The following is a 26,262-nucleotide window of genomic DNA, read 5'->3' on the forward strand; positions in this document are numbered from 1 at the left end:
GGAGGTCCGGCGACGGCGCCACTTGCCCGGAGCGACGGGTTCTGGAGCGGAGTACCTGATACTTCGGCCTCGTGACCGAATCGTGACGGCAGAAGTACCTAGTACTCGCTGTCCGACCTGTCCCGGCGGTTGCTAGCGTCGTTCGAGATTTACCTGCTACTCCACGTCCCGCCAACGATGGTGGTCGTGGTCCCGGCCACTCCTGCGGCGGGCACCCCCGTGTCCCGCCTCTCCGCCCTCTCCCCCGCTTGTCTCCTCCCCTACTGCCGACCGCCCCGCGACGACGCCGGGCGCGAGGAAGGACGACAGATGACGCAGCACGCCTCTCCCCGACCGTCGCGCACCCACACGGTCCTCACGTCCGTCGCGCTCGCCGTGCTCGCCCTCGCGGCGGCCGGCCTCATCGCGTTCCTGCTGGTGTACAACGGCAAGGTCGCCGACGGCGCGACGCGCCTCGACGACGGGGCCGCACAGCTCTCCGTCGGCGCTGCGACGCTCGCCGACGGGACCGCCGAGGCCCAGGCCGGTGCCCAGCGCCTCGCCGACGGGGCCGGCGACCTGGAGGACGGCGCGGGCGACCTCGTCGCCGGGGCGCAGAAGGCGTCCGACGGCGCGGCCCAGCTCGCCACGGGCGGCACCACCGCGCTCACCGGGGCGACCGAGCTCGCCGTCGGCGCGGACGAGCTCAACGCCGGCGCGGCGCGGCTCGCCGCGGGCACAGGTGACGCCGCGAGCGGCGCGGCGCGCCTCGCCGCGGGCAGCAAGGACCTCGACGCCGGGGCCGCTCGCCTCGCCGCCGGGACCGCGCGCGCCGCCGACGGTGCGTCGCAGCTCGCCGCGGGCGCGGGCGACCTCGAGTCCGGAGCGGGCGCGCTGAGCGCGGGAGCCGCGCGCGCCGCGAACGGCTCCGCCGGCCTCGCGGCCGGCGCCGAACGGCTCGCGACCGGGGCCGGCACCCTCGCCGCCGGGACGACCGCGCTCCGGGCGGGCGTGCGCGAGAGCCTCGGCGGAGGCGTCCAGGCGCTCGACCAGGGCCAGGCCCAGCTCTCCGAGGGGGCGGCGCGCCTCGCCGACGGGGTCGCCGCGGCAGGAGCGGGCGTCGACACGATCCAGGCAGGAGTCGACGCGCTGCGGGGCGGGGCGACCCAGGTGCGCAGCGGCACGGCCGCCCTCGGCGGGGGTGCCGACCAGCTGCAGGGTTCCGCGGGCGAGCTCCAGCGCTCGGCCGTGACCGTCGGGACCAACCTGGACGGCCTCGCGGCACAGCTGGACAAGATCGCGCGCGGAGAGGTCGAGGCGTCGCCGGAGGCTCTGGGGACGATCGCCGCGAACATCCGCGCGCTGGGCAACGGCACCGACGCGGCGCCCGGCGCCTCCGCGCGGCTCGCCGTCGGCGCCGGGAAGCTGGCGTCGGGCGCGGGCCAGCTCTCCGTGGGGGCGGGCGACGTCACGGCGGGAATCGACCGGCTCTCGGCCGGCCTCGGGACCGGCACCGCGGAACAGCCCGGGCTCACCGCGGGGCTCGCGCAGCTTCGCGCAGGCCTCGGTGAGGGCACCCCCGCACAACCGGGACTCGCCGCCGGGGTCCAGCAGCTCCGCACGGGCATCGACGTCCAGCTCGCGGGCGGCATCGACGCGCTGGCCGCCGGCGCCACGACGCTGGACGGCGCGATCGGTGAGCTCGAGGACGGCGCCACGACGCTCCATGGGAAGGTCGGCGAGCTCGGCGCCGGAGCGACGCAGGTCGCACAGGGCAACGCCGACCTCGCCGCGGGTGCCGCTCGTGTGAGCGGCGGCAGCGCGCTCCTGGCGACGAAGACCTCCGAGCTCGCCACGGGCACGTCGGCGCTCGCCACGGGTGCCGCCGACCTCAAGGCGGGAACCGCCAGGGCCACGACCGGCGCCGCGGACCTCTCCGCCGGCACGGTGCGGCTCCGCACGGGCGCGGGCGACCTGTTCACCGGGACGACGCTCCTCGAGGACGGGACGCTGCGCCTGCAGAACGGGCTCACGACGCTGTCCACCGGCGCGACGACCCTGGCGGCGGGGAACGCCGCGCTCGCCGAGGGCTCGACGACGCTGCACGGCGGGACGACGACGCTCGCCGACGGTGCGTCGGACCTGCGCGACGGGAGCACGCGGATCGCGGACGGCGCCGCCGAGCTGTCCGACGGCACGGGAACCCTCGCCGACGGCACGGCGGAGCTCAAGGACAGCGTCGAGGGCAGCCCCGTCGGACGGGTGTCGCTCGGCATGTCGGCGCTCGTCGGCGGGACCGTGCTCGCGGGCGTCGCGGGCGTCGGGCTCGGGCTGCGCCGCCGGCTCGCGGCGGTCTGACCGACCGCCGCGCACGGCCGGGCGGAGCCTCCTCGCCGCCCGGCCCCCGACTCGGGGGCGGCCTCACGTCGACGGTGTCGCCCCCGCGGGCGGCGGTCCCGGTGGACAGGACTCCGGGACCGCCGCCCCTCTTCGTGCGCGGCGGCGCGCCGGCTGCCGCGAGCGACGCCGCGCCCGGAGGTCCCGGTCAGGCGTGGCCGTGGCGGCGCGCGGCAGCGTAGCCGGGAGCGCGCAGCGCGTCCTCCCACGCGTAGGTGCCCAGACGGTGCGGAGCGTGCCGGGTGGGCTCGAACCGGAGGCCCGGGTCGTCGCCGTCGGGCGTGGCGCCCGCGACGGGGCCGTGCAGCTCGATCGCGCCGAACCGCCGCCACGGCCCGAGCGGTGAGGCCTCGAGCACCTCGAGCGTCGGCGTCCCCGAGGCCTTGGTCGCGTCCCGGTCCGGGCGCACCGCGAGGAGGACGGGGCCGTGCGGCGAGCGCAGGGGCATGAGCGTCGAGAACCAGCCGCCGAGCAGCCCGCGCCGGGGCACGAGGACGTAGCGCGTGCCGCGCCCGTGCCCGGTGGACGCGAGCAGGAGGTCCTGCGCGGCGCCGTCGTCGGTCCAGCGCACCGCGATCCCGACGACGTCCGGCCAGCCCCGCGGCAGGCCCGCGCCGAGCGACACGCGCACGGTCGCAGGCGTGCGGCCCTGCGGCACGCTGGCCGCACCCGCCTCGTCCTCGGCCACCACGAGCGTCGCACGCAGGACGACGCCGCGCGCGTGCATCGGCCGGCCGCTCCGTACGCGCGCGACCGTCCCGGTCACGGCGGCGAGCGCCGCGCCCACCGGCCGCGCGAACGTCTCCAGGAGTCCTGTCACGCCGCCACCGTCGCACCGCCCCGGCTCACCCGCACGGCCGCGCGTGCTCCACGGTGGCACCAGGTGCGGCGCGTCGCCGTCGACCTCGCCGGCGCCGCGGGCCTTCCCGAGGCGTCCATGGCGCGTCGCCGAGTCGCTCGGGTGCTCGTCGACGGCGCTCTACCGCTACGTCGAGAGCAAGGACCAGCTCCTCGTCCTCATGGCCGACGCCGCCGCGGACGTGCTCGAGGTGGCCCCCGTACGACGAGGGTGACTGGCGCGCCGGGCTCGCGGCATGGACGCGCGCGCAGATCGACGGCGTCCTCACGCCGCACGTGCTCGGCGAGGGGCGCGTGCAGGTCGAGACCCGGCGCGCGCGGTGCCGGGTCAGGGGGTCGGCTGGACGGGGGCGTCGGGAACCTGGACCTCGGGCAGGTCCGGCAGGTCGAGCGTCGGGACGTCGATGCTCGGGATGTCGATGTCCTCCATCCGGTCGCGGAGCTCCTCCTGCCGGATGCGGTTGTTCTCCTGGATGCAGGAGAGACGGGTCACGGGCCGGCCGCCGCACTCCTGGACGTCGGAGTCGTGGTCGCGCGGTGCCTCCCGCTCCTGGACGTAACGCCCGTCGGCGTCGTGCTCGCCCGGGCTCACGGGCAGCGCGGCGAGCGCCGCCACGCCGCCGAGCGCCAGGAGCGCCGTCGTGACGAGGAGGACCGCTGCGCCCAGCCCGGCGCGCACGGCCGCTCCGGCGCTGACGGCGGGGCGCTCGTCGGACGCGGCGCGCTGCTGGGCGGCCACGCGCCAGGCGACCCACAGGCCGACCGTCACCGGCAGCACGAACGCGACGGCGGCGAGCGCCGCGACGGGCCGGGCGTCCCCGCGCGCGAACCCGCCCGGCCCGATCGCGGCGACCACGGTCGCGACGAGGCCCATGACCACCGCGCGGCGCACGACGGCGCCGCGCAGCCCCGACCGCAGCCCGGCGATGCGGGCCGCCCCCCTCGGACCGGGCGGGAGGTACCCGAGGTCGCGCGTCTGGGTGAGCATGGTCGCGTGCAGGACCGCCGACGTCACGGCCGTGATCGCGAGCACGACGCCCAGGCCGACGAGGAACCAGCGGACGACGACGGCGTCGCGCACGACGTAGAGCAGGGCGAGCCCCGCGAGCACGCCCGCCCAGCCCACGACCACCGCGGCGACGGTCCCCCCGCGGAACGGAGTCAGGCGCAGCGTGCGTCGCAGCAGCCCGCGCGGCACCTGGAGGAGGACGGGCAGCACGCGCAGGACGGTGATCCCGGTCCACAGCAGGACCACGATCCCCCAGACCGGGATGCTGCCGACGTGCGAGTCGCTCATCGAGAAGGCGACGACCAGGGCGACGGCGCCGACGAGCAGGACCGGCGTCTCGACGAGACGCAGGATCTGCTGCCACACGCTGAGGTGCAGCAGGTAGCCGGCCTCGGCGTGCTCGGGGTTCATCGCGAGGACGCCGCTGTATCCCTGGGCGCTGCGGCCGGCGTCGAGCGCGAGCGCGGCGTCGAGGTAGAGCAGGTCCTCGTGCTCCGGTGCGACGGCGAGGCCCTGGCGCACGAGCGTGCGCGCCCGGTCGTCGTCCCCGAGGCGCGACCAGAGCCGCGCGGCCTGCGCGAGCCGGTCCGGGTTCTCGGGCGCGAGCTCGAGCGCGGACGCGATGCGCTCGCGCGCGAGCCTCCGGTCGGCGCCGCGCACGCGACCCGACAGGTGCGTGTCGGCGAGCTGGAGGTGGTACCGCGCGTCGTCCGGGTCGAGCTCGAGCGCCGTGGCCGCGGCGTCGCGCGCCCCGGCCACGTCGCCGGTGTTCTGGCGCGCGATCGAGAGCAGGTACAGCGCGCCGTCGGCCGCGGGCTGCGCGCCGACGACCTGCTCCAGGAGCGGCAGCGCCTCCGTCGAGCGCTGGAGGCGCAGCCGCACCCAGGCGGCGGTGAGGAGCAGGCGCGGGTCGTCGGGCAGGCTCGCGAGCGCGTCGTCGACCTCGTCGAGCGCGCGCTCGGGACGCCCCATCTGGACGAGCAGCTCCGCGCGCGAGGCGACGGCGCGCGGGTCGGTCGTGGTGCCCACGGTCCGGGCCCGGCTCAGAGCATGCGCCGCGCACGCAGGTACGCGGCGAGGTCGTCGTAGCGGCCGTCGTTGTTCGCGAACGTGACGACGTTGCGCGCGGACTGGAGCCACGCCGTCGTCGAGGGCCGCACGTCGGCGAGCGCGGCGTCCAGGTCCGCCATGGTGATCGGGCGCACCTGCCCCGACGCGATCGAGTCCATCATCGCCTTCTCGGCCGCCGTCGCCGCGAGGTGCTCGAGGTCGGCACCGGAGAACCCGTCGGTGCGCTGCACGATCGCGCGCAGGTCGATCCCCGCGACCGGGCGGCCGGCGAGGTGGTGGCGCAGGATCGCCTCGCGCGCGGGCTCGTCGGGCGGCAGCACGAGCACGACGCGGTCGAACCGCCCGGGCCGCAGGAGCGCGGTGTCGACGTCCCACGGGTGGTTCGTCGCCCCGAGGACGAACAGCCCGTCGTTGTCGGAGCCGATGCCGTCCATCTCCTGGAGGAGCTGGTTGACGACGGTCCGCATGCCGGACGAGCCGGAGTACTGCGCGCGCTTGCCGCCGATCGCGTCGACCTCGTCGAGGAACAGCACGGCGGGTGCGAGCCGGCGCGCCTTCTGGAACAGCGCGTGCAGGTTCTGCTCGCTCTCCCCGATGTACTTGTCGAGGATGTCCGCGAGCGTCACCGTGAGGAACCGCGCGCCGAGCTCGCCCGCCACGGCACGCGCCATGTACGTCTTGCCGGTCCCGGGCGGGCCGTAGAGCAGGAGCCCCCCGCGCAACGACTTGCCGAACGCCTTCGCGATCGCCTGGTGGCGCATCGGCTCGAGGAACGCCTCGCGGATGCGCTGCTTCACCGGCTCCAGGCCCCCGACGTCCGCGAGCGTCACCGTCTCGCGCGAGACCTCGAGCAGCCCGGACCCGTCGTCGGGGACGTCGTCGCGCGCGGGCACGAGGAACGGCTGCCCGCCCGGGGAGGACGCCGCGCCGGCGTCGTCCCGGCCGGGCGCCACGCCCGGTCCGGGCGGCGGGGCGACGGGCGGCTCGGCGGCCCGGTCGACCGGCGGCGCGTCGACGAACGGCGGCGGGACCCGCACGCCCACCTCGTGCTCCAGCCGGTCCCAGTCGATGCCCGACGGCGCCGCGGTGCCGGGCGCGGGAGGGACCGCGGGAGCCCCGGCCCCGGGCGGCGCGCCGGGGTTCGTGGTGCCGGGCGGCGGCGTGGCCGGTGCGCGCGGGATCGTCGCGTCCGACGGCACGCCCGTGATGAGACCGTCGTCGAGGCCCCCCGGCGCGGAGGTCGGCACGTGCAGGCCCGCGCCCGAGTGCGCGGCGTCCGGGTCGATCGCCGGCCGGGCTCCCGTCGCCGCCGCGGCGGCCGACTCCTGGACGAGGCGGAGCGCCTCGCCGTCCGCCGGGTCGATCCGCAGCGCGGCGCTCGCCTGCTCGAGCGCCTCGACCGGGTGTCCGGCGGCGAGCAGGAGGCTCGCGTAGTGCACGCGCAACGGTGCGCTCGACGGCGCTGCCGCGACGGCGGCGGCGAGCGCGGCCAGGGCGTCGGACATGGCTGCTCCTCGGGGAGACGATGGTCGGGACGACGGCGTCGTCGCGCCGGGTGCGCCCGGCCGGGACCCAGTGTGCCCTGGACGGCTGACGCCCGGCCATCGGCAGAACTCCCCGCGGCAACTAGTTGCCAGATTGGAAAGTGGATGCTTGGATGGCATCCATGAGCACCGACGACACGACCTCCCGCACCGCGCCCAGCCCCGCCGAGGCTTCCTCAGCGCTGGCGGACGCGTCGCGGCTCGCCGCCTCCACCCGCGCCAGGGGCTGGCGATGGGTCCGCCTCTACCTCACGGGCTGGGCTGCGGCGAGCGTCGGCCTCGTGCTCGCGCTCGGCCTCGGTGGCCGGGTCGGCTTCGTGGTCGGCATGAGCGCCTGGGCGCTGCTCGTGACCGCGGGCGTCACCTGGGCCGCGCGCCAGGGCGCCATGGTCGCCGGCGCGCGCCCGCGACTGGCCCTTGGTGCCGGTGCCTGGGCCGTCGTCTACGGCGCGACCCTCTTCGTCGGTCTCGACCGGTTCGCCGGCGACGTCGCGTTCTGGGTCCCCGCGGCGCTCGCCAGCGCCGTCCCGCTGCTCCTCGCGGCGTGGATCCCCGCGCCACGAGAGACGGCGGTGACGGCGTGACGACCGAGCCCGCCGGGTCGTCGACGGGCGACGCCACCGAGCACCACCCACGCCACACGCTCGACGAGGTGATCCACTCCCCCGTGCGCCTCTCGGTGGTCGCGGCGCTGTCCGGCGTCGAGAAGGCCGACTTCAAGACGCTGCGCGACACCATCGAGCTCTCCGACCCGACGCTGTCCAAGCAGCTCACGGTGCTGGAGGCCGCGGGGTACGTGGAGATCTCCAAGGAGCGCTCGGGTCGCCGGGCGCGCACGTGGGTCCGCCTGACGAGCGCCGGCCGCGCAGCGCTGGGCGCGCACCTCGACGCGCTGCGCGCGATCGCGGACCTCCGCCTGCCTCCCACGCCGCCTCCGGGAGCGTGAGCGTGCACAGGCCCGGACACCGCGGTCCCCGTCCACAGCGGGCGCCGGAGCGTGTCGCCGTGTCGGCGGGAGCGGGCAGAGTGGACGCATGACGACCGACACGACCGCGACGACGCCCCTCGCGGTGCCCGACGACGCGCCCGCCGCCCCGCAGCCCGGCGCCCGCTGCTTCGGTGACGGCGACCCGCTCTACGAGGAGTACCACGACACCGAATGGGCCGTCCCGGTGCACGGGGACACGGCGCTGTTCGAACGTCTGGCGCTCGAGGGGTTCCAGTCGGGTCTGTCCTGGATCACCGTCCTGCGCAAGCGGCCCGCGTTCCGCGAGGTCTTCGCGGGGTTCGACCCGCAGGCCGTCGCCGCGTTCGACGAGCACGACGTCGAGCGACTGCTCGGCGACGCCCGCATCATCCGCAACCGGCAGAAGATCACCGCCACGATCGACAACGCGCGCGCCCTGCTGGCGCTCCAGGAGAGCGGGCGCACGCTGGACGCGCTGATCTGGTCGTTCGCCCCGCCGGCCCGCCGCGAGCGCCCCGCGACGTGGGGCGACGTGCCCGGGTACACGCCCGAGTCGACCGCGCTCTCGAAGGCGCTCAAGAAGCACGGGTTCCGGTTCGTCGGGCCGACGACGGCCTATGCCGCGATGCAGGCGTGCGGGCTCGTCGACGACCACCTCGCGACGTGCCCCGTCGTCCTGGGGAGCACCGCCTGACCCGCCGTCCCGAGCATTCGCTATAGCAAAAACCGCCCGCATCGTGGGACGAGGTGCGACGATGGGGTCCATGAGCGCGTACGTGTCGGTCCTCGACCTCTTCTCCGTCGGCGTAGGGCCGTCGAGCTCGCACACCGTCGGCCCGATGCGGGCGGCGAAGGCGTTCGTCGCGACGCTGGAGGCCGACGGCGTGCTGGACTCGGTCACCGGCCTGCGGGTGGTGCTCTGCGGGTCGCTGGGGGCCACGGGCGTCGGTCACGGCACGCCGGACGCCGTCGTGGCCGGCCTCCTCGGCCTCGACCCCGAGACGTGCGACCCCGCCCGGGTCCCCGGGTCGTGGGAGAAGCTGGGCGACGGCGCGCCCGTCGCGCTCCTGGGCCGGCACCGCATCACGATGACGAGCGAGGACGTGCGGCTCGCGCCGCTGACCCGCATGCCCGGCCACCCCAACGGCATGGGCTTCACCGCGCTCGACGCCGACGGCGTGACGCTCGCCGAGGAGGCGTACTACTCGGTCGGTGGCGGGTTCGTCCTCACGGCCGCCGAGCTCGAGTCCGCGGCGGCGAACGAGGCCGCACAGCTCGGCGCCGAGCTCGCGGGCGAGGCCATCGACCCGCGCACCGAGCCCGCCGGCGTCCCGTTCCCCTTCGCCAACGCCGCCGAGCTCCTCGCCCTGTGCGAGCGCGAGCGCACCTCCATCGCGGCGGTCGCATGGGCGAACGAGTCCGCGCTGCGTCCCGCCGCCGAGGTCGAGGCGGGCGTCGACCGGATCTGGGACACCATGAGCGCGTGCGTCGACGCGGGGCTCGAGCGCGACGGGGTGCTGCCCGGGCGCCTCAAGGTCCGCCGTCGGGCGCGGGCCCAGCGCGAGCGCCTCGAGCTCGCGGACGAGCGCGGGGCCGACACGACCATCGAGTGGCTCCAGGCCTTCGCCATGGCCGTCAACGAGGAGAACGCCGACGGGCGCCGCGTCGTCACAGCCCCGACGAACGGCGCCGCCGGCATCATCCCGGCGGTCGGTCGGCACTTCCTGCGCACCCACCCGGACGTCGCCGCGGACCCCGCGCGCCGGCGTCGGGCCATGCGCACCTACCTCCTCACGGCCGCCGCGATCGGCGCGCTCTACAAGCGCAACGCGTCCATCTCCGGCGCGGAGGCGGGCTGCCAGGGCGAGGTCGGCTCGGCGTGCTCGATGGCCGCGGGCGCGATCTGCGCCGTGCTCGGCGGCACGCCCGCCCAGGTGGAGAACGCGGCCGAGATCGCGATGGAGCACAACCTCGGGCTCACGTGCGACCCCGTGGGCGGGCTCGTCCAGGTCCCGTGCATCGAGCGCAACGCCATCGCCGCCTGCACCGCCGTCTCCGCGGCGCGCCTCGCGCTCCAGGGCGACGGCTCGCACGTCGTCTCGCTCGACACCGTCATCGAGACGATGCGCCAGACCGGCGTCGACATGTCGACCAAGTACAAGGAGACCTCGACCGGCGGCCTCGCGGTCAACGTGGTCGAGTGCTGAGCCGGAGGCCTCCGGTCACCACGTGCGGCGCACCGCCGCCTTGGTGCCGGTGACGAGGCTGCGCGGCGGGACGTCGTCGGTCACGACCGCGCCGGCGGCGACGACCGCGTCGCGACCGATGGTCACCCCGGGCAGGATCGTGGCCCCTGCGCCGATCCACACGTTCTCGTGGACGTCGATCGGGCCGCCGGTGAGCCAGACCTTGCGGTCGTCGGTGTCGACGGGGTGCCCGACGGTGATGAACGTGACCTTCGGCGCGACCATGACGCGCTCGGCCAGCCGGATGCCCGCGTAGTCGAGGAACGTGCAGTTCTGGTTGACGAACACGCGCTCCCCCAGGTCCAGGTTCAGGCCGTGGTCCGTGAAGAAGGGCGGGTAGATCGTCACGCGCGGACCCAGCGGGCGGCCCAGGATCTGCTCGAACAGCTGCGCCCGGCCCTCCTCGTCGTCGAACGGCAGGACGTTGAGCCGCGAGGTGAGCTCGGTGGCGCGCAACACCCTCTCGGACATGGCCCGGAACTCGGGACCGTGGATACGCATGAGCAGGTCGCTGGACATCCCCCGATCTTCCTCGCCGCCGGGCGCCGCGTCGTCCCGCAGCCCTGGCGCACCGTCGGGCACCGCGCCTACCGTGTGCCATGAGCACCCTCACCCCCGGCTTCCACGGCCGACCGCGCCCGCAGGGCGTGGCGCTCCCGCCGGGCCAGTACGTCGAGACCGGGTTCCCGGTGCTCTCGGCGGGGCCCACACCGCGCGTCGACACCGCGACCTGGCGGCTCGACGTCACGACCGAGACCGGCACGACCCACGCGTGGTCGTGGGCGGACCTCATGGCGCTCCCCCAGGACGAGCCGACCGTCGACATCCACTGCGTGACCCGCTGGTCCAAGTTCGGGACGTCGTGGCGCGGCGTCTCGCTCGACACGCTCCTCGCCGACGTGGAGTCGACCGCGGACTTCGCGATGATCGGCTGCTACGGCGGCTACACGACGAACCTTCCGGTCGCGGAGCTGCTGGGCGGCAAGGCGTGGGTCGTCCACACGTTCGACGGCGCCCCGCTGCACCCCGTGCACGGCGGCCCGGCGCGGCTGCTCGTGCCGCACCTGTACTTCTGGAAGTCGGCCAAGTGGGTCAACAGCATCACGCTCATGCCCATGGACCGGCAGGGCTTCTGGGAGCGCCTGGGCTACCACGACCTCGGCGACCCGTGGCGCGAGCAGAGGTACCAAGGTGATTGAGGTCCCACGATGACCGAGGCTCCCGTCCGCCTCGGTGCCCGGTACGCGACGCCGTCGCGCTGGCAGGTCGCGACTCTCGTCGACGCGTGGGAGGAGAGCCCGACCGCGCGGACGCTCGTCCTCGAGGTCCCCGCCTGGCCAGGGCACCTGGCCGGGCAGCACGTGGACCTGCGTCTCACCGCACCCGACGGCTACACCGCCGAGCGCAGCTACTCGATCGGCAGCGCGGCGACGCGCGCGAGCGTGCCCGACGACGGCTCCCCCGCGCGCGTCGAGGTCACCGTGCAGCGCGTCCCGGGAGGGGAGGTCTCGACGTACCTCACCGACGTCTTCGCGATCGGGGACGCGATCGAGCTGCGCGGGCCGATCGGCGGCTGGTTCGTCTGGTCCCCGGACCGCGACGCCGGGACGCCGGTCCTGCTCGCGGCCGGCGGGTCGGGGCTCGTGCCCCTCATGGCGATGCTGCGGACCCGCCGCGACGCGGGCGACCGGACGCCGTTCCGGCTCGTCTACTCCGTCCGCCGCCCCGAGGACCGGCTGTACGTCGACGACCTCGACCGGCTCGCCTCCGCGCACGACGGTCTCGACGCCCAGGTCGTCTTCACGCGCTCGACGCCGCTCGGGTCGATGCGCGGCCCCGGTCGGCTCGAGCGTCGCGAGCTCGCAGCGTGGGGCTGGCCGGCCGAGATCGAGCCCGCGTGCTTCGTGTGCGGGCCGACGGGGTTCGTCGAGGCAGTCGCCCGCCAGCTCGTCGCGCTCGGCCACGACCCGGCGCGGGTCAAGACCGAGCGCTTCGGTCCGGCCGCGGACTGAGGGCGGACCGCGGGACCACGCCGACGGCGCCGTCCACCCCGCGCGGACCCGGGCGTCGCGCTCGCGAGTGAACAACCCGGGCGAGCCGAAACGGAACCCTGCTTGGCCGGAGGAGAACCGCAGTCGCACGAGCGAGAACACCGGTCCGCCGAGGTAGAACCGTGGTCGCGCGAGGTAGAACCGTGGTCACGCGAGGTAGAACCGTGGTCGCGCGAGGTAGAACCGTGGTCCGCCGAGGTAGAACCGTGGTCCGCCGAGGTAGAGCCATGGCCCGCGCGCGCGAGGTGACCGGTGTGCGCGAGCGCATGTGGTTCACTGCCGAGCCGGAGAGCCAGCCGTAACCAGCCCGCGCCGACGGCGTCGGGTCGTCCACCGCGGGCGGTCGCCCGGGCGCGCGTCGGACCAGGGCGAGACGACGCCGGGCGGGGTGGGTGGTGGTGCCGCGTCGTGGCGGGCCTGGCGGGAGCCGCGAGGAACGAGCGGCGGATGGTAGACGCGGCACCACCACCCACCCCGACCACCCAACCCGACCGCACGCCGTCGAGCACAAGAACCACAGTTCTACCTCGCGCGACCACGGTTCTACCTCGCGCGACCCGGGTTCTATCTCGCGGGACGGGGGTTCTACCTCGACGAACATGGCGCATCGGGCGCTTGCGGGATCTCTTGACGGCCCCTTCAGCCGACAGTAGCGTTCTTGCGTGTTGATGCAAGAATTCAACACACCGTTGTGCGGTGCGGCACAGCGGGTCCGCAATTCTCGAAGGTACTGACCCGAGCCACCCGGCCCCGGCCGGACGTGCGCCGCGGCCCGTCCTCCGACCCGGGCGCCCGCTCCGGTGCGGGGTCGCGCTCGGCGCGGCCTGACGCCCGTCGACGACGACGGGAGATCGAGGACATCGATGAGACATCGACCCAGCACGTCGAACCGCACAACCGCCCAGGCGCCGCGGCGCCGGCTCCGCCTGCTCGCCGCGGCGGCGGGGGCGGCGGCCCTGCTCGTCCCGCTCGGCCTGACCACGACGGCGACGGCGGCGCCCACGGTGCTGTCCGCCGGGAAGTCGACGGCGGCGAGCAGCAACAACTCCCCGTACCTGTCCGGCAACCTCACCGACGGCAACCAGGGCACCTACTGGGAGTCGACCAACAACACGTTCCCGCAGTGGGCACAGGTCGACCTCGGCGCGGCCGCCACGGTCGAGGACCTCGTGCTCAAGCTGCCCACGGGCTGGGAGACCCGCAACCAGACCCTCAGCGTGCAGGCGAGCACCGACGGCGCGAGCTTCTCCACGATCAAGGCGAGCCAGGCGTACGCGTTCAACCCCGCGTCGGGGAACACCGTGACGGTCGACGTGCCGGACACGTCCGCGCGCTACGTGCGCGTGCACATCACCGCGAACACGGGCTGGCCCGCGGGGCAGCTCTCCGAGCTCGAGGTGCGCGGCACGGCGGGCACCACGGACCCGGGCGGACCCGGGAACCCCGAGCCGCCCACCGGTACCAACCTCGCGCTGAACAAGCCGATCGAGGCGTCGTCGACGGAGTGGCAGTTCGTCGCGAAGAACGCGAACGACGACAGCACGTCGACCTACTGGGAGGGCGCGGGCGGCCAGTACCCGAGCACGCTCACGGTCTCGCTCGACGCCGCGGCCCAGCTCACGGACGTCGTCGTCAAGCTCCCGCCCGCGTCGGTGTGGGGCCCGCGCACCCAGACGTTCGAGGTCCAGGGTCGCGCGACCGCCACCGGCGCGTGGCAGACCCTCAAGGCCTCCGCGGGCTATGCGTTCTCCCCGAGCACGGGCAACACCGTGACCGTCCCCGTCACCGGCACCGCCAAGGACGTGCGACTGCGGTTCACCGGCAACACCGGCTCCGGGAACGGTCAGGTCGCCGAGCTCCAGGTGTTCGGCACCGCGGCTCCGAACCCCGACCTCGTCGTCACGAGCGTCACCGCGACCCCCACGTCGCCGCTGGAGTCGCAGGCGATCACGCTGTCGGCGGTCGTGAAGAACATCGGCACGCAGGCGTCCGCCGCGACCGACGTCGCGTTCACGCTCGACGGTGAGACCGTCGCGACGAAGCCGGTCGCCGGCCTGGCGGCCGGCGCCCAGGCGACCGTCACCGCCGACGTCGGCGCGCGGCCTGCCGCGAGCTACACGATCGGTGCGGTCGCCGACGCGGGCGCCACGGTCGCGGAGCAGAACGAGGGCAACAACGCCTACGCGAACCCGACCCCGCTCGTCGTCACGGCCGTCCCGAGCTCGGACCTCGTCCCGACGCTCACGTGGTCGCCCAGCAACCCGTCCGCGGGGAGCACGGTGACCTTCTCCGCGACGATCGCGAACCAGGGCAACGTCGCGACCTCCACGGCTGCCCACGGACTCACCGTGACCGTGACGAACAAAGCGACGGGCGCCGTCGTGCGCACCCTGACGGGCTCCGCGAGCGGTGCGATCGCCGCGGGCGCGAGCAGCACGAGCGTCGACCTCGGCACGTGGACCGCCGCCGACGGCAACTACGACGTCAAGGTCGTCGCCGCGCCGGACTCGACCGAGGTCTCCGCGAAGCAGGCCAACAACACCGTCACCCGCCCGCTCTTCGTCGGGCGCGGCGCCAACCTGCCGTTCGACACGTACGAGGCGGAGGACGGCGTCACGGGCGGGGGCGCGACCGTGCTGGCGCCGAACCGCGTCGTCGGCGACCTCGCGGGCGAGGCCTCGGGCCGTCGCGCGGTGACGCTCGACCAGACCGGCGCGTACGTCGAGTGGACCACCAAGGCCCCGACGAACACCCTGCTGACCCGCTTCTCCATCCCCGACTCGGCGGGCGGCGGCGGGACGAACGCGACCCTCGCGATCTACGTCGACGGCCAGTTCCTCAAGAACATCGATCTCACGTCGCGCTACGCGTGGCTCTACGGCAACGAGACCAACCCGGGCAACCAGCCGGGCCAGGGCGCGCCGCGGCACATCTACGACGAGGCCAGCACGCTGCTCGGCACGACCGTCCCCGCGGGCTCGACGATCCGTCTCCAGAAGACGGCGAGCAACACGAGCCGGTACACGATCGACTTCGTCGACCTCGAGCTCGCGACGCCGCAGGCGAACCCGAACCCCGCGCAGTACACGCAGCCTGCGGGCTTCACGCACCAGGACGTCCAGGCCGCGCTCGACAAGGTCCGGATGGACACCACGGGCACGCTCAAGGGCGTCTACCTGCCCGCCGGCGACTACCAGACCGCGAACAAGTTCCAGGTGTACGGCAAGGCGGTCGACGTCGTCGGCGCCGGGCCGTGGTTCACCCGGTTCTTCGCGCCGCAGGGTCAGGAGAACACCGACGTCGGCTTCCGCGCCGAGGCGAGCGCGAACGGCTCGACGTTCCGTGACTTCGCGTACTTCGGGAACTACACGTCACGGATCGACGGCCCGGGCAAGGTCTTCGACTTCGCCAACGTGAAGGACATCCGATCGACAACATCTGGGTCGAGCACATGATCTGCATGTTCTGGGCGTCCAACATGGACGACTCGGAGGTCAAGAACTCCCGCATCCGCAACACGTTCGCGGACGCGATCAACATGACCAACGGCAGCGCGAACAACCACGTGCACAACAACCAGGCACGCGGCACGGGCGACGACTCGTTCGCGCTCTTCGCGGCCACCGACAACGGCGGCAGCGGGCAGCGCGGCAACGTGTTCGAGAACCTCACGTCGACCAACACGTGGCGTGCGGCGGGCCTCGCGGTCTACGGCGGGCAGGACAACACGTTCCGCAACATCTACATCGCGGACACCCTGGTCTACTCGGGCGTCACGATCAGCTCGCTCGACTTCGGCTACCCGATGGAGGGCTTCGGCCCGGCGCCGACGGTGTTCGACGGGCTCACGGTCCTGCGCTCCGGCGGGCACTTCTGGAACGGCCAGGTGTTCGGGGCCGTGTGGATGTTCTCGGCGTCGAAGGCGTTCGGGAACATCCAGGTGAACAACCTCGACGTCATCGACCCGACGTACTCCGGGATCATGTTCCAGACGCAGTACCTCGGCGGCCAGCCGGTCAACCCGATCCAGAACCCGACCTTCACCAACGTCACCATCACGGGGGCGAAGAAGAGCGGTGACCAGTACGACGCGAAGTCCGGTTACGGCATCTGGGCCAACCCCATGCCGGAGGCCGGCCAGGGTCCGGCGGTCGGCATGGCGACGTTCACCAACCTCACGTTCTCGGGCAACTTCCGGGACATCGAGAACACGACGTCGACCTTCACCATCACGCGCAACTGAGCACGTCCCGGCCCGACGCCGCAGCCCGCCTCACGGGGCGGGCTGCGGTGCGTCGGGGGCAGGCAGGGCGGGCCGCTCGTCCGGCCCGAACCGCCACCGCATGGCCGCGTGCTCGGCCGTGCGCTGGTAGGCGAACACGACCTCGGGGCGCACGGAGAAGACGAGCGACTCGCCGGTGTCGGAGTTCCGGAACGCCCCGTCCTGCACGGTGAAGGTCCACTCGTCGCCGTACTTGCAGCGCCACCGCTCGGCGAGCCGGTGCAGCGTCGCGTCGTCCGTGACGCGGACGGCCGTCCCCTCCACGACGACGTCGAGCGCGTCCTCGAACGCGTTCGTCCCGGTCGTGAGCACCACGTGCGCGTTCTCGGCGAGGTTGCGGGCCTTGCGTTCGTGCGGCCCCGTGGTGACGTGCACGCAACCGTCCGCCACGACCGTCATGAGCGGCGTGACGTGCGGGCGCCCGTCGGGTCGCACGGTCGAGATCCAGGAGATCTCCGCGCGCTCGAGCGCGCGCCGCACGGTCTCCCACGGCACCGGGGCGGCACCGGGCGAGCTGTAGTTCGGGATCAGCGTCCCGTCCGGCGCGTCGGACGGGACGGGGTGGGCAGCGGCGGTCATGGCCGGTCCTCTCGTCGGTCGGCTCTCGGTCCTCCTCCTGACCGACGCCAGGTCCCGGACTCATCGGTCCGATGCTCGTGGTCCTCAGCGGAGCCCTTCGGTCCCCGCCTCGTGGCCGGGACGCCCGGCCGTGCGACGCTCCTGCTTCATGCGCGCCTCGAAGAGATGGCGCACGCCGCCCGCGAGCTCCTCGCGCGCCGCGCGCTCGTGGTCGCGGAAGACCGACCAGTAGCCGTCGTCGTACTCCTCGACGAGCTGGAACGTCCAGCGTCCGGGCGCGACGTTGCGCCCCACCAGGTCGGCCGCGATCCGGTCGGCGACCTCAGCGTGCCCCGCCGCCCGGAGCTTCTCGACGGCGTCGCCGAGCGCGAGGTCCGCCTCCCCGGTGAGCTGGTGGAACGTGTAGAGGTGCCCGCGCGCCCGCTCCGTCGTCTCGAGCGCCTCGCTCAGCGCGCCGAGCGCCTCGACGGTCGCGTCGCTCACGCCCGGCGGGGTCGCCCGCGTGGGCAGGTCGGCAGGGTTCGGGGGCGTCTGCTCGCTCACGCGCCCACGCTAGGTTCGGGCGCACCCGCCCGCACCCCGCCGGGCCCGGGCCGCGCGCCGAGGCCGGCCGGCGCCGCGCGCGTCGGCGGGCTGTGACAGGGTTGACCAGCCACCCCCGACCGAGGACACCGCTGCGCCCATGCCCCAGACCGCACCCGTACCGACCGTCACGACCGAGGCCACGCCGAGCCAGCGACCCCACCGGGCGGCGCGGCTCGAGGACCGGTGGCGCGCCGTCGTCTCCCGCTTCCAGAAGGCGCGCGGGTGGCGCCCGCGCGTCGAGCCGTTCGCCGGGTACGGCAGCCCGCGACGCGTCCGCGTCCTGGGCCGTGTGCTCCTCGCGAGCCCCGCGTTCGACCCCGCGCTGCACGAGCGCGAGTCCGCGGACCGCCGCGGCTGGCGGTACTTCTTCACCGCCCCGGCACCGCGGGAGGAGGTCCGGGTCCACGTCGGCGACACGACCGTCGACCTCGTCTCCGACCGCGGCGGCTACCTCGACGCGACGATCGACGTCGCGCTGGACCCCGGCTGGCACGACGTGACCTTCCGTCCGTCGTCGGGCGCGGTCGCGAAGGGTCACGTCTTCGTCGTGGCCGACGGCCGCCGGCTCGGCGTCGTGTCCGACATCGACGACACCGCGATGGTGACCGCGGTCCCCCGTCCGCTCATCGCGGCGTGGAACACGTTCGTGCGGCACTCGAGCGCGCGCGTGCCCGTGCCGGGCATGGCCGCCCTCTACCGCGGCATCGCGACGGAGCGCCCCGGCACGCCGTTCGTCTACGTCTCCACGGGCGCCTGGAACACCGCCGCGAACCTGCGGCGGTTCCTCCAGCGGCACGGGTTCCCGCCCGGCCCGCTCCTGCTCACCGACTGGGGCCCGACGAACACCGGCTGGTTCCGCAGCGGCCCCGAGCACAAGGACACGTCCCTCGACCGCCTCTTCCGCGAGCTGCCCGACGTCGACTGGCTGCTCGTGGGCGACGACGGCCAGCACGACCCCGAGATCTACGCGCGCGCCGCGCGGCGGTACCCGGACCACGTCGCGGCCGTCGCGATCCGCGAGCTGACGCCCGCGCAGCAGGTCCTCGCCCACGGCTCCCCGCTGCCCACGCCGGGCAGCCTCCCGGGCGAGGTCGGCAGCGGCGTCCCGACGGCGTTCGGCCCCGACGGCGACGCGCTCACCCGGGCCCTCGCCCGGGCCCTGCGCCGCTGACCGGCAGCGGTTCGGCGCGCCGGGATGCCGCGCGTCGTCGCGGGTGGTTGCCTGAGGGAATGACGACGCCCGAGCTGCCCTTCCCCACGCCCGACCCCGAGCCCGAGCAGCCGCGGCGCACCTGGCCGTGGATCGTGCTCACGATCGTCGCGGTGGTGGTGATCGGTGTCGTCGTGTGGCTCGTCAACCGCCCGGCGGACGACGCGCCTGCGGCGGAGACCCCGACCGCCACGGAGTCCCCGAACCCGTCCCCGGCGGACTCGGGCTTTCCCACAGACGCGACGTCCACGCCCGCCGCCGAGGGCTGCCCTGCGACCGGCGACGGCGTCCCCGCCGGGGCGGGCACGCACGAGATCGTCAACGTGGACGGCGACGGCCGCCCGGACACCGCGTGGCTGACCGGCGGAGCGGACCGTGCGTTCGGGATCACGACCGCGTCGGGCGCGACGTTCTCCGCGCCGATCGAGTCCGCGAGCCCGGTCGCGGCGAGCGCGATCGTCCAGCTCGTCGCCGCGGGCGACGCCACGGCGCCGATCGCCCTCGTCGACACGGGCCGCGAGGTCCTGCTGTTCTCCGCCGCCGACTGCGCCGTGACCCCGACGCAGAACGCCCAGGGCGAGCAGTACACGTTCGACAAGGGCTTCACCGGGTTCGGCACGGGCGTCGGCTGCACGGAGGTCGACGGGGAGCTGCACCTCGCGGGCCTGGACGCCGTGTCCGACGACGGCACGTCCTTCACCGTGTCTCGCACCTTCGTCGACCTCGCCGCGGGCGCGAAGACGGCGACGAACGGCGAGGAGGAGACGGTCGCGCAGGACGCCGCCGCTGACGACCCTGTCGTCACGACGGCCCAGGAGACCACCTGCGGCGACCTGGTCGCCGGCCAGGACGGCCCGGTCGAGCCGCAGTAGCCCCGCCGAGCACGACCTTGCTGTCGTCATCGGGCTGATGACGACAGCAGTGTCGTGCTCGACGGGGAGCTTCCTCGGGGTCGCCACCGCACCGGGGGTGTCGGCGGCAATCGGGGGTCAGCGGGCGTCGGCGAAGCGGTCCAGCTGGCTCGGGGACAGCGTGACGTCGCGCGCGGACATCGCCTCGTCGACCTGCTCGATCCTGCTCGCCCCGACGATGGGCGAGATCCCCTGGCTCATGAGCCAGGCCAGGACGACCTGGTTCGGCGTCGCCCCCGTCTCCCGCGCGACCTCGCCGAGCACCCGGAGCACCCGCTCGGTGCCGGGGTGGTCGTAGCCCGCGGAGAACGGGCGGTCCGCACGGGTGTACCCGCCCATCATCAGGGGCGTGTAGCACCACAGGTCGAGCCCTTCCGTGCGGGCGTGGTCGAGGTCGTCCGGGGCCAGGAGCTTGTGGCCCGCCTCGGGGACCGTCGTGCCCGGGCGCGGCTGCACGAGGGAGTGCCGGAGCTGCAGCGCCGACCACTCGGCCACGCCCTGCCGACGCGCGAGGTCACGCGCCTGCTGCACCCGCCACGACGCGTGGTTGGCCGCGCCGATCCGGGTGGCACGCCCCTCGGCCACCGCTTCCCCGAACGCGGCGACGGTCTCGCCGAGGTCCACCGTCCGGTCCTCCGCGTGCGCCCACAGCAGGTCGACGTGGTCGACGCCGAGGCGCTCGAGGCTCCCGTCGAGGCCGGCCCGGACGGCGGGCGCGGAGAGCCCCTCCGCGCTCTCGGGCCACGCGTGCGCGACCAGCGGGTCCTGACGGACCTTGGTCGCGAGGCCGACGGCCGAGCGCGCCCCCGGGTTCGCCCGCAGCCACGCGCCGAGCACGCGCTCGCTGGCACCGCCCAGACCGCTCGGGTCGGTCCAGAAGGCGTAGCAGTTGGCGGTGTCGAGCCAGTGGCCACCGGCCTCGACGAAGCGGTCGAGCAGCCGGAACGCGGTGGACTGCTCCACGCGCGTGCCGTGGTCCATGGTCCCGAGGACGATCTGGGGATCGTTCATCTGTGCGGTCATGCCTTGATGCTCGATGCTGGAGCGCGCTCCAGGTCAAGCGGTGCTCGACGGCGGAGCCGGCTCCCCCTCGACGCTCGGGCCCGGGCTCCCTCCCGACTGCTCGCGGTAGTACGCGATCTTCTCGTCGAGCACGCCGAGCGCGAGGTCGATCCGCGCCCTGCGCTCGTGCAGCTGCCGCCGATGACCCTGGAGGAACGCGACGCGGTCCGCGGGGCTCCCCTCGCGGCGGAGGAGCGAGGTGAACTCGCGCAGCTCGGAGATGCCCAGCCCGGCGTCCCGGAGGCACGTCACCAGCCCGATCCAGAACAGGTCGTCCCCGTCGTAGGCCCGGTGCCCGCCGGCCGTCCGGGCGATCGGCCCGATGAGGCCCTCCCGCTCGTAGTAGCGGAGCGTGTCGAGGCTGACGCCTGCTCGGGCGGCGGCCGCCTGCGGCGTGAGCGCGTCGGACATGAGGAGCCTCTCTCTGCGCGATCGGTACCCGCTCCTGATTCTGGGTCCTGGTGCGCGCTCCAGGCCAACGCCACCCGGCTCACCCGCGCCCGCACACCCGGCACGTGCCACGGCGCCGGAGCCAGTACGCGTAGGTGGCGGCGCCGAGCGCGAGCGACCAGACCGGCCACAGGAGCGTCGGCCCGACGGCGCCCCACGAGTCCGCGGTCAGGGCCAGCCGGCTCTCGCCGAGCCCGAGGACGATGAGCGAGAGCCCCGCGGGGAGCACCGCGACCGCGACGATCGTGGCGGGGACGACCGCCAGCCCGACCGGGACCCTGCGGCCCGCGAGCCCGACCATCCACCGGGGGAAGACCTCGCCCCAGCGCTGGAACAGGCCGAGCGTGAGCACCGCGCCGACGAGCGCGAAACCGCCCAGCCCGAGCGCGGCGACCCAGCCGTCGTCCCCGGCGAGCTGTGCGACGTCGTCGGGCGAGAAGCCGAGCGGGATGCCGAGCACCCAGGCGATGCGCGTCACCGCGTAGAAGGCGGGGATCGCGGCGGCGACGAGCGCGGCGGTCCGGCCCCAGCGCGCGGCGGCGGCGGGCGTGGTCCACGCCGGGTCGTGCCCGTCGTGGCGGCGCCCGCAGGACGCGCACGCCCCGGCCCCGCGGCGCACGAACCGCCACGTCGAGGCGACGAGCAGGACGCCGCCGGCCAGGAGCGCGAGCTGGGTGAGCGGGCCCGGGCCCAGGAAGTCCTCGAACGCCGCCCGGATCACGGGGTCGAACGGCGCCATGACGAGGGTGACCGGGAGGTACCCGAGCCGCGCCAGGATCGACGCGTCGGTGAGGGCGAGCACCCCGGCCGAGACGAGCGCGGTCGCCGCGACGGTCAGCGCGCGGTCGGCCCGCGCGACGGGGCGGTGCCGAGCCCCGAGCCACGCCCGCAGCGCGGTCGTCGCACCGACGAGCGCGAGGACCGCGACCCACGGCGTGAGCGTCGCGCCCGCGACCCCGCTCAGGGCGCCGAACGACAGGTCGTTCGCGTCGCCGACCGCGAGCGTGCCGCCGGTCAGGGTCACGACGAGCGCCGCGAGCCCTCCGGCGGCCCACCACACGGCGGCGGTCGGGGCGATCCACCGGTCGCGGACGCCGTGCGCCCCGGGACCGGGCGGCGTACCGGCGAGGGACCCGACGACGACCGTGCGCGGTCCGGGAGAGGCAGTGGCGGAGGACGGGGGCGGGGTTCGCGTGCTCATGACTCGACCCTGGCGCCCGCCGTCGCGCGCCGGATCCCCCGCGACGACGACGTCGCTCCCCCGTGCGGGGGATCAGCCGTGCGTACCGACCGGGAGCCAGGACGGCACCTGAGACTGGAGCTCCTCTCGCGCGACCGTGAGTTGGCCGACGCCCGCGTCCACCGGGGCGCGCCCGAGCGTGACGCCGGCGAGCGTGGCGGTGCGTGGCGGGTGAGCACGGCGAGGTCCGTGGCGCGATCGTCGCACCGGCCCGGGCACCCGCGGCTCCGCGCGTCGGCCCGCTCGTCAGCCCGCCCGCACGAACCCGGACTCGTAGGCGCGCACGACGGCCTGGGTGCGGTCGCGCACGCCGAGCTTGGCGAGCACGTTGCCCACGTGCGTGCGCACCGTCTCGACGCCGAGGTAGAGCTCGGCCGCGATCTCCGCGTTGCACAGGCCCCGCGCGACGAGCCGGAGCACCTCGCCCTCCCGCTCGGTGAGCCGCGCGTCGCGCAGCTCGTCGCCCGCGGGCGGCCGCGCCGTCGCGAGCCGGCGGACGGCGTCGGGGAACAGGAGCGAGTCGCCGCGCGCGACGACCCGCACGGCCTGCGCGACCTCCTCCGGCCGCGCGCGCTTGAGCAGGAACCCGTGCGCGCCCGCCCGCAGCGCGTCGAGCACGTGGTCGTCGTTCTCGAACGTCGTGAGGACCAGCACCCGCGGCGCGTCGGCGCGTGCGAGGAGCGCGCGCGTCGCGGCGATCCCGTCGACGCGCGGCATGCGCACGTCCATGAGCACGACGTCGGGGCGCGCCCGCGCGACGGCGCCCGGCACCTCCGCGCCGTCCCCGGCCTCGCCGACGACCTCGAGGTCCGGCTCCGCGTCGAGGATGACGCGCAGCCCCGCCCGCACGAGCGGCTCGTCGTCCGCCAGCAGCACGCGCGTCGTCCCGTCGGTCATCCGACCGATCCTGCCAGCGGGAACGTCGCGCGCACGACCCACGCGCCGCCGTCGCGCTCAGGGCCCGCCGCGAGCTCTCCGCGCAGCAGACGGGCCCGCTCGCGCATGCCCGCGAGGCCACGGCGCTCGCGGCCGGACCCATCAGGTGCCCGACGCCGCGTGCCCGGCCCGAGCGGGTTGCGCACCTCGACGACCAGCGCGTCGCCCGGACCCCGCGCCACCGCGACGGCGACGGGCTCGCCCGGGGCGTGGCGGAGCGCGTTCGTGAGCGCCTCCTGCACCACCCGGTACGCCTCCTGGGACACCGCGCGCGGGACGTCCGGCAGCGCGGCGTCGTCGTCGCGCGCGAGGCGCACCTCGACGCCCGTGCGGCGCGCGTCGTCGAGCAGGGCGTCGAGGTCGGCGAGCGTGCGCGCCGGGCTGCGCACGGGGGCGGCCGCTCCACCCGTGTCCGTCGGCGCGGCCGGCGCCGCCTCCGCGCGGAGCAGCCCGAGGACGTGGTCGAGGTCCGCCATCGCGGTACGACCCGTGTCCTCGATCGCGACGAGCGCGGCGCGTGCCGCGGCGGGGTCGGAGTCGAGCAGGCGGGCGGCCGCGGCCGCCTGGAGGGTCGTGACGGTCAGCGCGTGACCCACGGAGTCGTGCAGCTCGCGCGCGAGCCGTCCGCGCTCGGCGGCGCGGTCCGCCGCCGCCTCGAGCTCCGCGATGCGCTCCGTCTGGTCGGGCCCGAGCAGCGGGAGGGCGGCCTGGCGCAGCACGCCGCGCGCGAGCACGACCGCGTACGGGACGGCGAGGAGCGCGAGCACCGCGGTGAGCAGCCACGCCCACGGGGGCAGCGCCTCCCACGGACGCCAGTCGGCGAGGAGCACCGGCTCGACCCCGGTCGCGGAGAGGACGAGCTGCGTCGCGACCGGGACGAGGAACAGCACCACGACGAGCACCGCGGCGCCGAGCGCGAGGTGCAGCCCGTACCAGGCGGCGCCGCGCCAGCGCGTGGCCGCACCGGGCGGGGTCGCCCCGGCCGCGGGCAGGGGCACGTCGACGTCGAGGAACGTCCGCACGGCCGCGATCTCGAGCGTGCGGACCGGGGCGAGGAACGGCGGCGTGCTCACCAGGACCGCGGAGACGAGCGCGAGGACGACGGTCGCGACCCGCGGCGTCTGCAGCGAGGCGAACATCTGCACGAACCCGGCGACGAGGACCACGTACGCGCCGGCGACCACGCCGCCGACCACGAGGTAGACCCCGGCCCGCACCGTGGCGGCGCTGCGCAGCGGCGCGACGACCCGGCCCCACGCGCCCCGCCCCGAGGCGGCGGTCGCCCGACGGGTCGGGCGCGCGTCGTCGAACGTCATGGCCCCAGTCTCGCGGGACCGGCCAGGGCGCGCCTCCCCCGACCGGGGGAGCCCGCCGCAGCCCGGTCGCTCCCCGCCCGTGCGCGCGCTCGGCTCCCGGCCCACGCCCGCGCGCGCTCCCGCGCGAGCGCTGGTCCAATGGGCGCATGCTCGGGTTCTGGTGGGGCCTCGTCGGCGCGTCGTCGCTGCCCCTCGGAGCCGCGCTCGTCTTCTGGCGGCCGCCGGGCCAGCGCCTCGTCGGGCTCGTCATGGCGTTCGGGTCGGGCGTGCTCATCAGCGCCGTCGCGTACGACCTCGTGGAGGACGCGTCCACGCACGCGAGCGGGCTCGTCCTGCTCGCGGGCCTCGCGGGCGGCGCGCTGACCTTCTTCGTCGGCGATCGCATCATCGACCGGATGGGCGGTGAGGGCCGCAAGCGGTCCACGGGCGTGCAGGCGGGGTCCGTCCAGGCGGCAGGGGGCACCGGCGGCGCGGCGATCGCCCTCGGCACGGTGCTCGACGGCGTCCCCGAGTCGGTCGTCCTCGGCGCGACGCTCATCGGGGGCGGCGGTGTCAGCGTCGCGATGCTCGCCGCCGTGTTCGTCTCGAACCTGCCCGAGGCCATGTCCGCGACGTCCGGGCTGCTCAAGGCGGGGACGAAGCCCTCGCGGCTCTGGGTCCTGTGGGGGTCGACGACCCTGGTCTCGGCGCTCGCGGCCGGTATCGGCTACGTCGCGCTCGACGGCGCCTCGCCCGCGGTCGTGGCGGTCACGCAGGCGTTCGCCGCCGGGGCGCTGCTCACCATGCTCGTCGACACGATGATCCCCGAGGCGACGGAGTTCGGCGGCCCGGTCACCGGGCTCGTCACGGTGCTGGGTTTCGCGACGGCGTTCGGGCTGAGCTCGCTCTGAGCGTCAGGCCGCGAGGTCCTGGCCGCTCATGCGGTGGATCGACGCCATGACCTCGTCCGTGAGCTCGCGCCGCGCCTGCGCGGGCTTGGTGCCGGCCGTGATCTGACGCTGCGGGTCGATGGGCTTGCCGAAGTGCACCTCGACGCGGTGCAGGCGCGGGATCCTCTTGCCGATGGGCTGGACCTTGTCCGTGCCGCGCACCGCGACGGGAACGACGGGTGCGTGCCCGGCGAGCGCGAGCCATGCGACGCCCGTGCGGCCCGGGTGGAGCTTGCCGTCGCGCGAGCGCGTGCCCTCGGGGTAGATGCCGAACGCGCCGCCGCGCTGCAGGACCTCGAGCGCGTCCTCGAGCGAGCGCTGCCCCGCGCGCGGGTCGTCGCGCTGGACGGGGATCATGCCGATCGTCGTGAAGAACCAGCGCGTCAGGCGACCCTTGAGCCCGCGCCCGGTGAAGTACTCGGCCTTGGCGAGGAACGTGACGTGCCGGGGCGCGACGATCGGGATGAGGATCGAGTCGATGAACGACAGGTGGTTGCTCGCGAGGATGACCGCCCCGCTGCGCGGGATGTTGTTGCGCCCCGTCACCTGAGGCCGCAGCAGCACGTAGGCGAGCAGAGACAGGATGAGCCTCAGGACGCGGTAGGTCATCCGTTCATTGTGCACTCTCGTCGGCGCACGT

Annotated in this window: 24 protein-coding genes; 12 read left to right on the top strand and 12 right to left on the bottom strand. The window is 75.1% G+C overall.

Translation table 11 applies throughout. From position 1 onward, the window contains the following. The first annotated feature begins 309 nt into the window (after positions 1-309). Positions 310-2,337: a hypothetical protein gene (locus JN535_RS11175; RefSeq protein ID WP_205205629.1), complete on the top strand. Its 2,028-nt coding sequence runs from the start codon at positions 310-312 to the stop codon at positions 2,335-2,337. A gap of 187 nt (positions 2,338-2,524) precedes the next feature. Here the strand turns inward: JN535_RS11175 and JN535_RS11180 are convergent, their stop codons facing one another. From JN535_RS11180 to JN535_RS11190, 3 genes are all read right to left on the bottom strand, one after another. Beyond that, entirely contained in the window at positions 2,525-3,196 is a 672-nt protein-coding gene (locus JN535_RS11180; protein ID WP_205205630.1) for a hypothetical protein, read from the bottom strand. Positions 3,197-3,562: 366 nt separating this feature from the next. Then, positions 3,563-5,272 carry a tetratricopeptide repeat protein gene (locus tag JN535_RS11185; RefSeq protein WP_205205631.1) on the bottom strand — a complete coding sequence of 570 codons (1,710 nt, stop codon included), beginning with the start codon at positions 5,270-5,272 and terminating at the stop codon, positions 3,563-3,565. A gap of 14 nt (positions 5,273-5,286) precedes the next feature. Continuing rightward, positions 5,287-6,819, bottom strand: a complete 1,533-nt coding sequence (locus JN535_RS11190) for an ATP-binding protein (RefSeq protein ID WP_205205632.1) — start codon at positions 6,817-6,819, stop codon at positions 5,287-5,289. A 161-nt stretch (positions 6,820-6,980) separates the two neighbouring features. Here JN535_RS11190 and JN535_RS20790 point away from each other — a divergent pair, with 161 nt between their 5' ends. From JN535_RS20790 to JN535_RS11205, 4 genes are all read left to right on the top strand, one after another. Continuing rightward, positions 6,981-7,442: a hypothetical protein gene (locus JN535_RS20790; protein ID WP_240200982.1), complete on the top strand. Its 462-nt coding sequence runs from the start codon at positions 6,981-6,983 to the stop codon at positions 7,440-7,442. Then, on the top strand, positions 7,439-7,804 hold the full coding sequence (locus JN535_RS20795) for a winged helix-turn-helix domain-containing protein (RefSeq protein WP_307868598.1): 366 nt from the start codon (positions 7,439-7,441) through the stop codon (positions 7,802-7,804). Before JN535_RS20790 ends, JN535_RS20795 begins: the two co-directional genes overlap by 4 nt. Positions 7,805-7,892: 88 nt before the next feature. Next, the gene (locus JN535_RS11200) at positions 7,893-8,519 is read left to right on the top strand and encodes a DNA-3-methyladenine glycosylase I (RefSeq protein WP_205205634.1); all 627 of its coding nucleotides are present in this window, start codon (positions 7,893-7,895) and stop codon (positions 8,517-8,519) included. Positions 8,520-8,589: 70 nt separating this feature from the next. Next, the gene (locus JN535_RS11205; protein ID WP_205205635.1) at positions 8,590-10,032 is read left to right on the top strand and encodes an L-serine ammonia-lyase; all 1,443 of its coding nucleotides are present in this window, start codon (positions 8,590-8,592) and stop codon (positions 10,030-10,032) included. A gap of 15 nt (positions 10,033-10,047) precedes the next feature. Here JN535_RS11205 and JN535_RS11210 read toward each other — a convergent pair whose 3' ends face one another. Beyond that, a complete protein-coding gene (locus JN535_RS11210; RefSeq protein WP_205205636.1) occupies positions 10,048-10,590 on the bottom strand; it encodes a DapH/DapD/GlmU-related protein in 543 nt (180 codons plus the stop codon). 80 nt (positions 10,591-10,670) lie between these two features. On the opposite strand from JN535_RS11210, the gene JN535_RS11215 reads away from it, so the two are divergent. The 4 genes from JN535_RS11215 (at position 10,671) to JN535_RS20800 (ending at position 16,365) form a co-directional block, all read left to right on the top strand. Further along, positions 10,671-11,270: a sulfite oxidase-like oxidoreductase gene (locus JN535_RS11215; protein WP_047231004.1), complete on the top strand. Its 600-nt coding sequence runs from the start codon at positions 10,671-10,673 to the stop codon at positions 11,268-11,270. 9 nt (positions 11,271-11,279) lie between these two features. Beyond that, the gene (locus JN535_RS11220; RefSeq protein WP_205205637.1) at positions 11,280-12,083 is read left to right on the top strand and encodes a ferredoxin reductase; all 804 of its coding nucleotides are present in this window, start codon (positions 11,280-11,282) and stop codon (positions 12,081-12,083) included. A gap of 902 nt (positions 12,084-12,985) precedes the next feature. Continuing rightward, a complete protein-coding gene (locus JN535_RS11225) occupies positions 12,986-15,577 on the top strand; it encodes a discoidin domain-containing protein (RefSeq protein ID WP_240200983.1) in 2,592 nt (863 codons plus the stop codon). Then, positions 15,574-16,365 (top strand): hypothetical protein, encoded by a 792-nt coding sequence (locus tag JN535_RS20800; protein WP_240200984.1) that lies wholly within the window; start codon positions 15,574-15,576, stop codon positions 16,363-16,365. Before JN535_RS11225 ends, JN535_RS20800 begins: the two co-directional genes overlap by 4 nt. Positions 16,366-16,395: 30 nt before the next feature. Here the strand turns inward: JN535_RS20800 and JN535_RS11230 are convergent, their stop codons facing one another. After that, on the bottom strand, positions 16,396-16,983 hold the full coding sequence (locus tag JN535_RS11230; RefSeq protein WP_205205638.1) for a pyridoxamine 5'-phosphate oxidase family protein: 588 nt from the start codon (positions 16,981-16,983) through the stop codon (positions 16,396-16,398). A gap of 84 nt (positions 16,984-17,067) precedes the next feature. Beyond that, positions 17,068-17,526 (bottom strand): hypothetical protein, encoded by a 459-nt coding sequence (locus JN535_RS11235; RefSeq protein ID WP_307868600.1) that lies wholly within the window; start codon positions 17,524-17,526, stop codon positions 17,068-17,070. Between the two features lie 139 nt (positions 17,527-17,665). Here JN535_RS11235 and JN535_RS11240 point away from each other — a divergent pair, with 139 nt between their 5' ends. Both JN535_RS11240 and JN535_RS11245 read left to right on the top strand, forming a co-directional pair. Next, positions 17,666-18,739: an App1 family protein gene (locus tag JN535_RS11240; RefSeq protein ID WP_205205639.1), complete on the top strand. Its 1,074-nt coding sequence runs from the start codon at positions 17,666-17,668 to the stop codon at positions 18,737-18,739. Positions 18,740-18,798: 59 nt separating this feature from the next. Further along, complete coding sequence (locus tag JN535_RS11245) at positions 18,799-19,650, top strand: hypothetical protein (RefSeq protein ID WP_205205640.1); 852 nt, start codon at positions 18,799-18,801, stop codon at positions 19,648-19,650. A 117-nt stretch (positions 19,651-19,767) separates the two neighbouring features. Here JN535_RS11245 and JN535_RS11250 read toward each other — a convergent pair whose 3' ends face one another. From JN535_RS11250 to JN535_RS11270, 5 genes are all read right to left on the bottom strand, one after another. Further along, positions 19,768-20,712 (bottom strand): aldo/keto reductase, encoded by a 945-nt coding sequence (locus JN535_RS11250; protein ID WP_240200985.1) that lies wholly within the window; start codon positions 20,710-20,712, stop codon positions 19,768-19,770. 33 nt (positions 20,713-20,745) lie between these two features. Further along, a complete protein-coding gene (locus tag JN535_RS11255) occupies positions 20,746-21,162 on the bottom strand; it encodes a MerR family transcriptional regulator (protein ID WP_205205641.1) in 417 nt (138 codons plus the stop codon). A gap of 79 nt (positions 21,163-21,241) precedes the next feature. Next, the gene (locus tag JN535_RS11260; RefSeq protein ID WP_205205642.1) at positions 21,242-22,402 is read right to left on the bottom strand and encodes a hypothetical protein; all 1,161 of its coding nucleotides are present in this window, start codon (positions 22,400-22,402) and stop codon (positions 21,242-21,244) included. 285 nt (positions 22,403-22,687) lie between these two features. Beyond that, complete coding sequence (locus tag JN535_RS11265; RefSeq protein WP_205205643.1) at positions 22,688-23,338, bottom strand: response regulator; 651 nt, start codon at positions 23,336-23,338, stop codon at positions 22,688-22,690. Beyond that, positions 23,335-24,693, bottom strand: coding sequence for a sensor histidine kinase (locus tag JN535_RS11270; protein ID WP_205205644.1), 1,359 nt, complete (start codon positions 24,691-24,693; stop codon positions 23,335-23,337). Before JN535_RS11270 ends, JN535_RS11265 begins: the two co-directional genes overlap by 4 nt. A 146-nt stretch (positions 24,694-24,839) precedes the next feature. Here JN535_RS11270 and JN535_RS11275 point away from each other — a divergent pair, with 146 nt between their 5' ends. Next, positions 24,840-25,583: a ZIP family metal transporter gene (locus JN535_RS11275; RefSeq protein ID WP_205205645.1), complete on the top strand. Its 744-nt coding sequence runs from the start codon at positions 24,840-24,842 to the stop codon at positions 25,581-25,583. Between the two features lie 3 nt (positions 25,584-25,586). On the opposite strand, the gene JN535_RS11280 is transcribed toward JN535_RS11275, so the two are convergent. Next, entirely contained in the window at positions 25,587-26,231 is a 645-nt protein-coding gene (locus JN535_RS11280; RefSeq protein ID WP_205205646.1) for a lysophospholipid acyltransferase family protein, read from the bottom strand. Positions 26,232-26,262 lie beyond the last annotated feature (31 nt).

The organism is Cellulosimicrobium cellulans, from assembly GCF_016921195.1.
Classification (GTDB): Bacteria; Actinomycetota; Actinomycetes; order Actinomycetales; family Cellulomonadaceae; genus Cellulosimicrobium; species Cellulosimicrobium cellulans_F.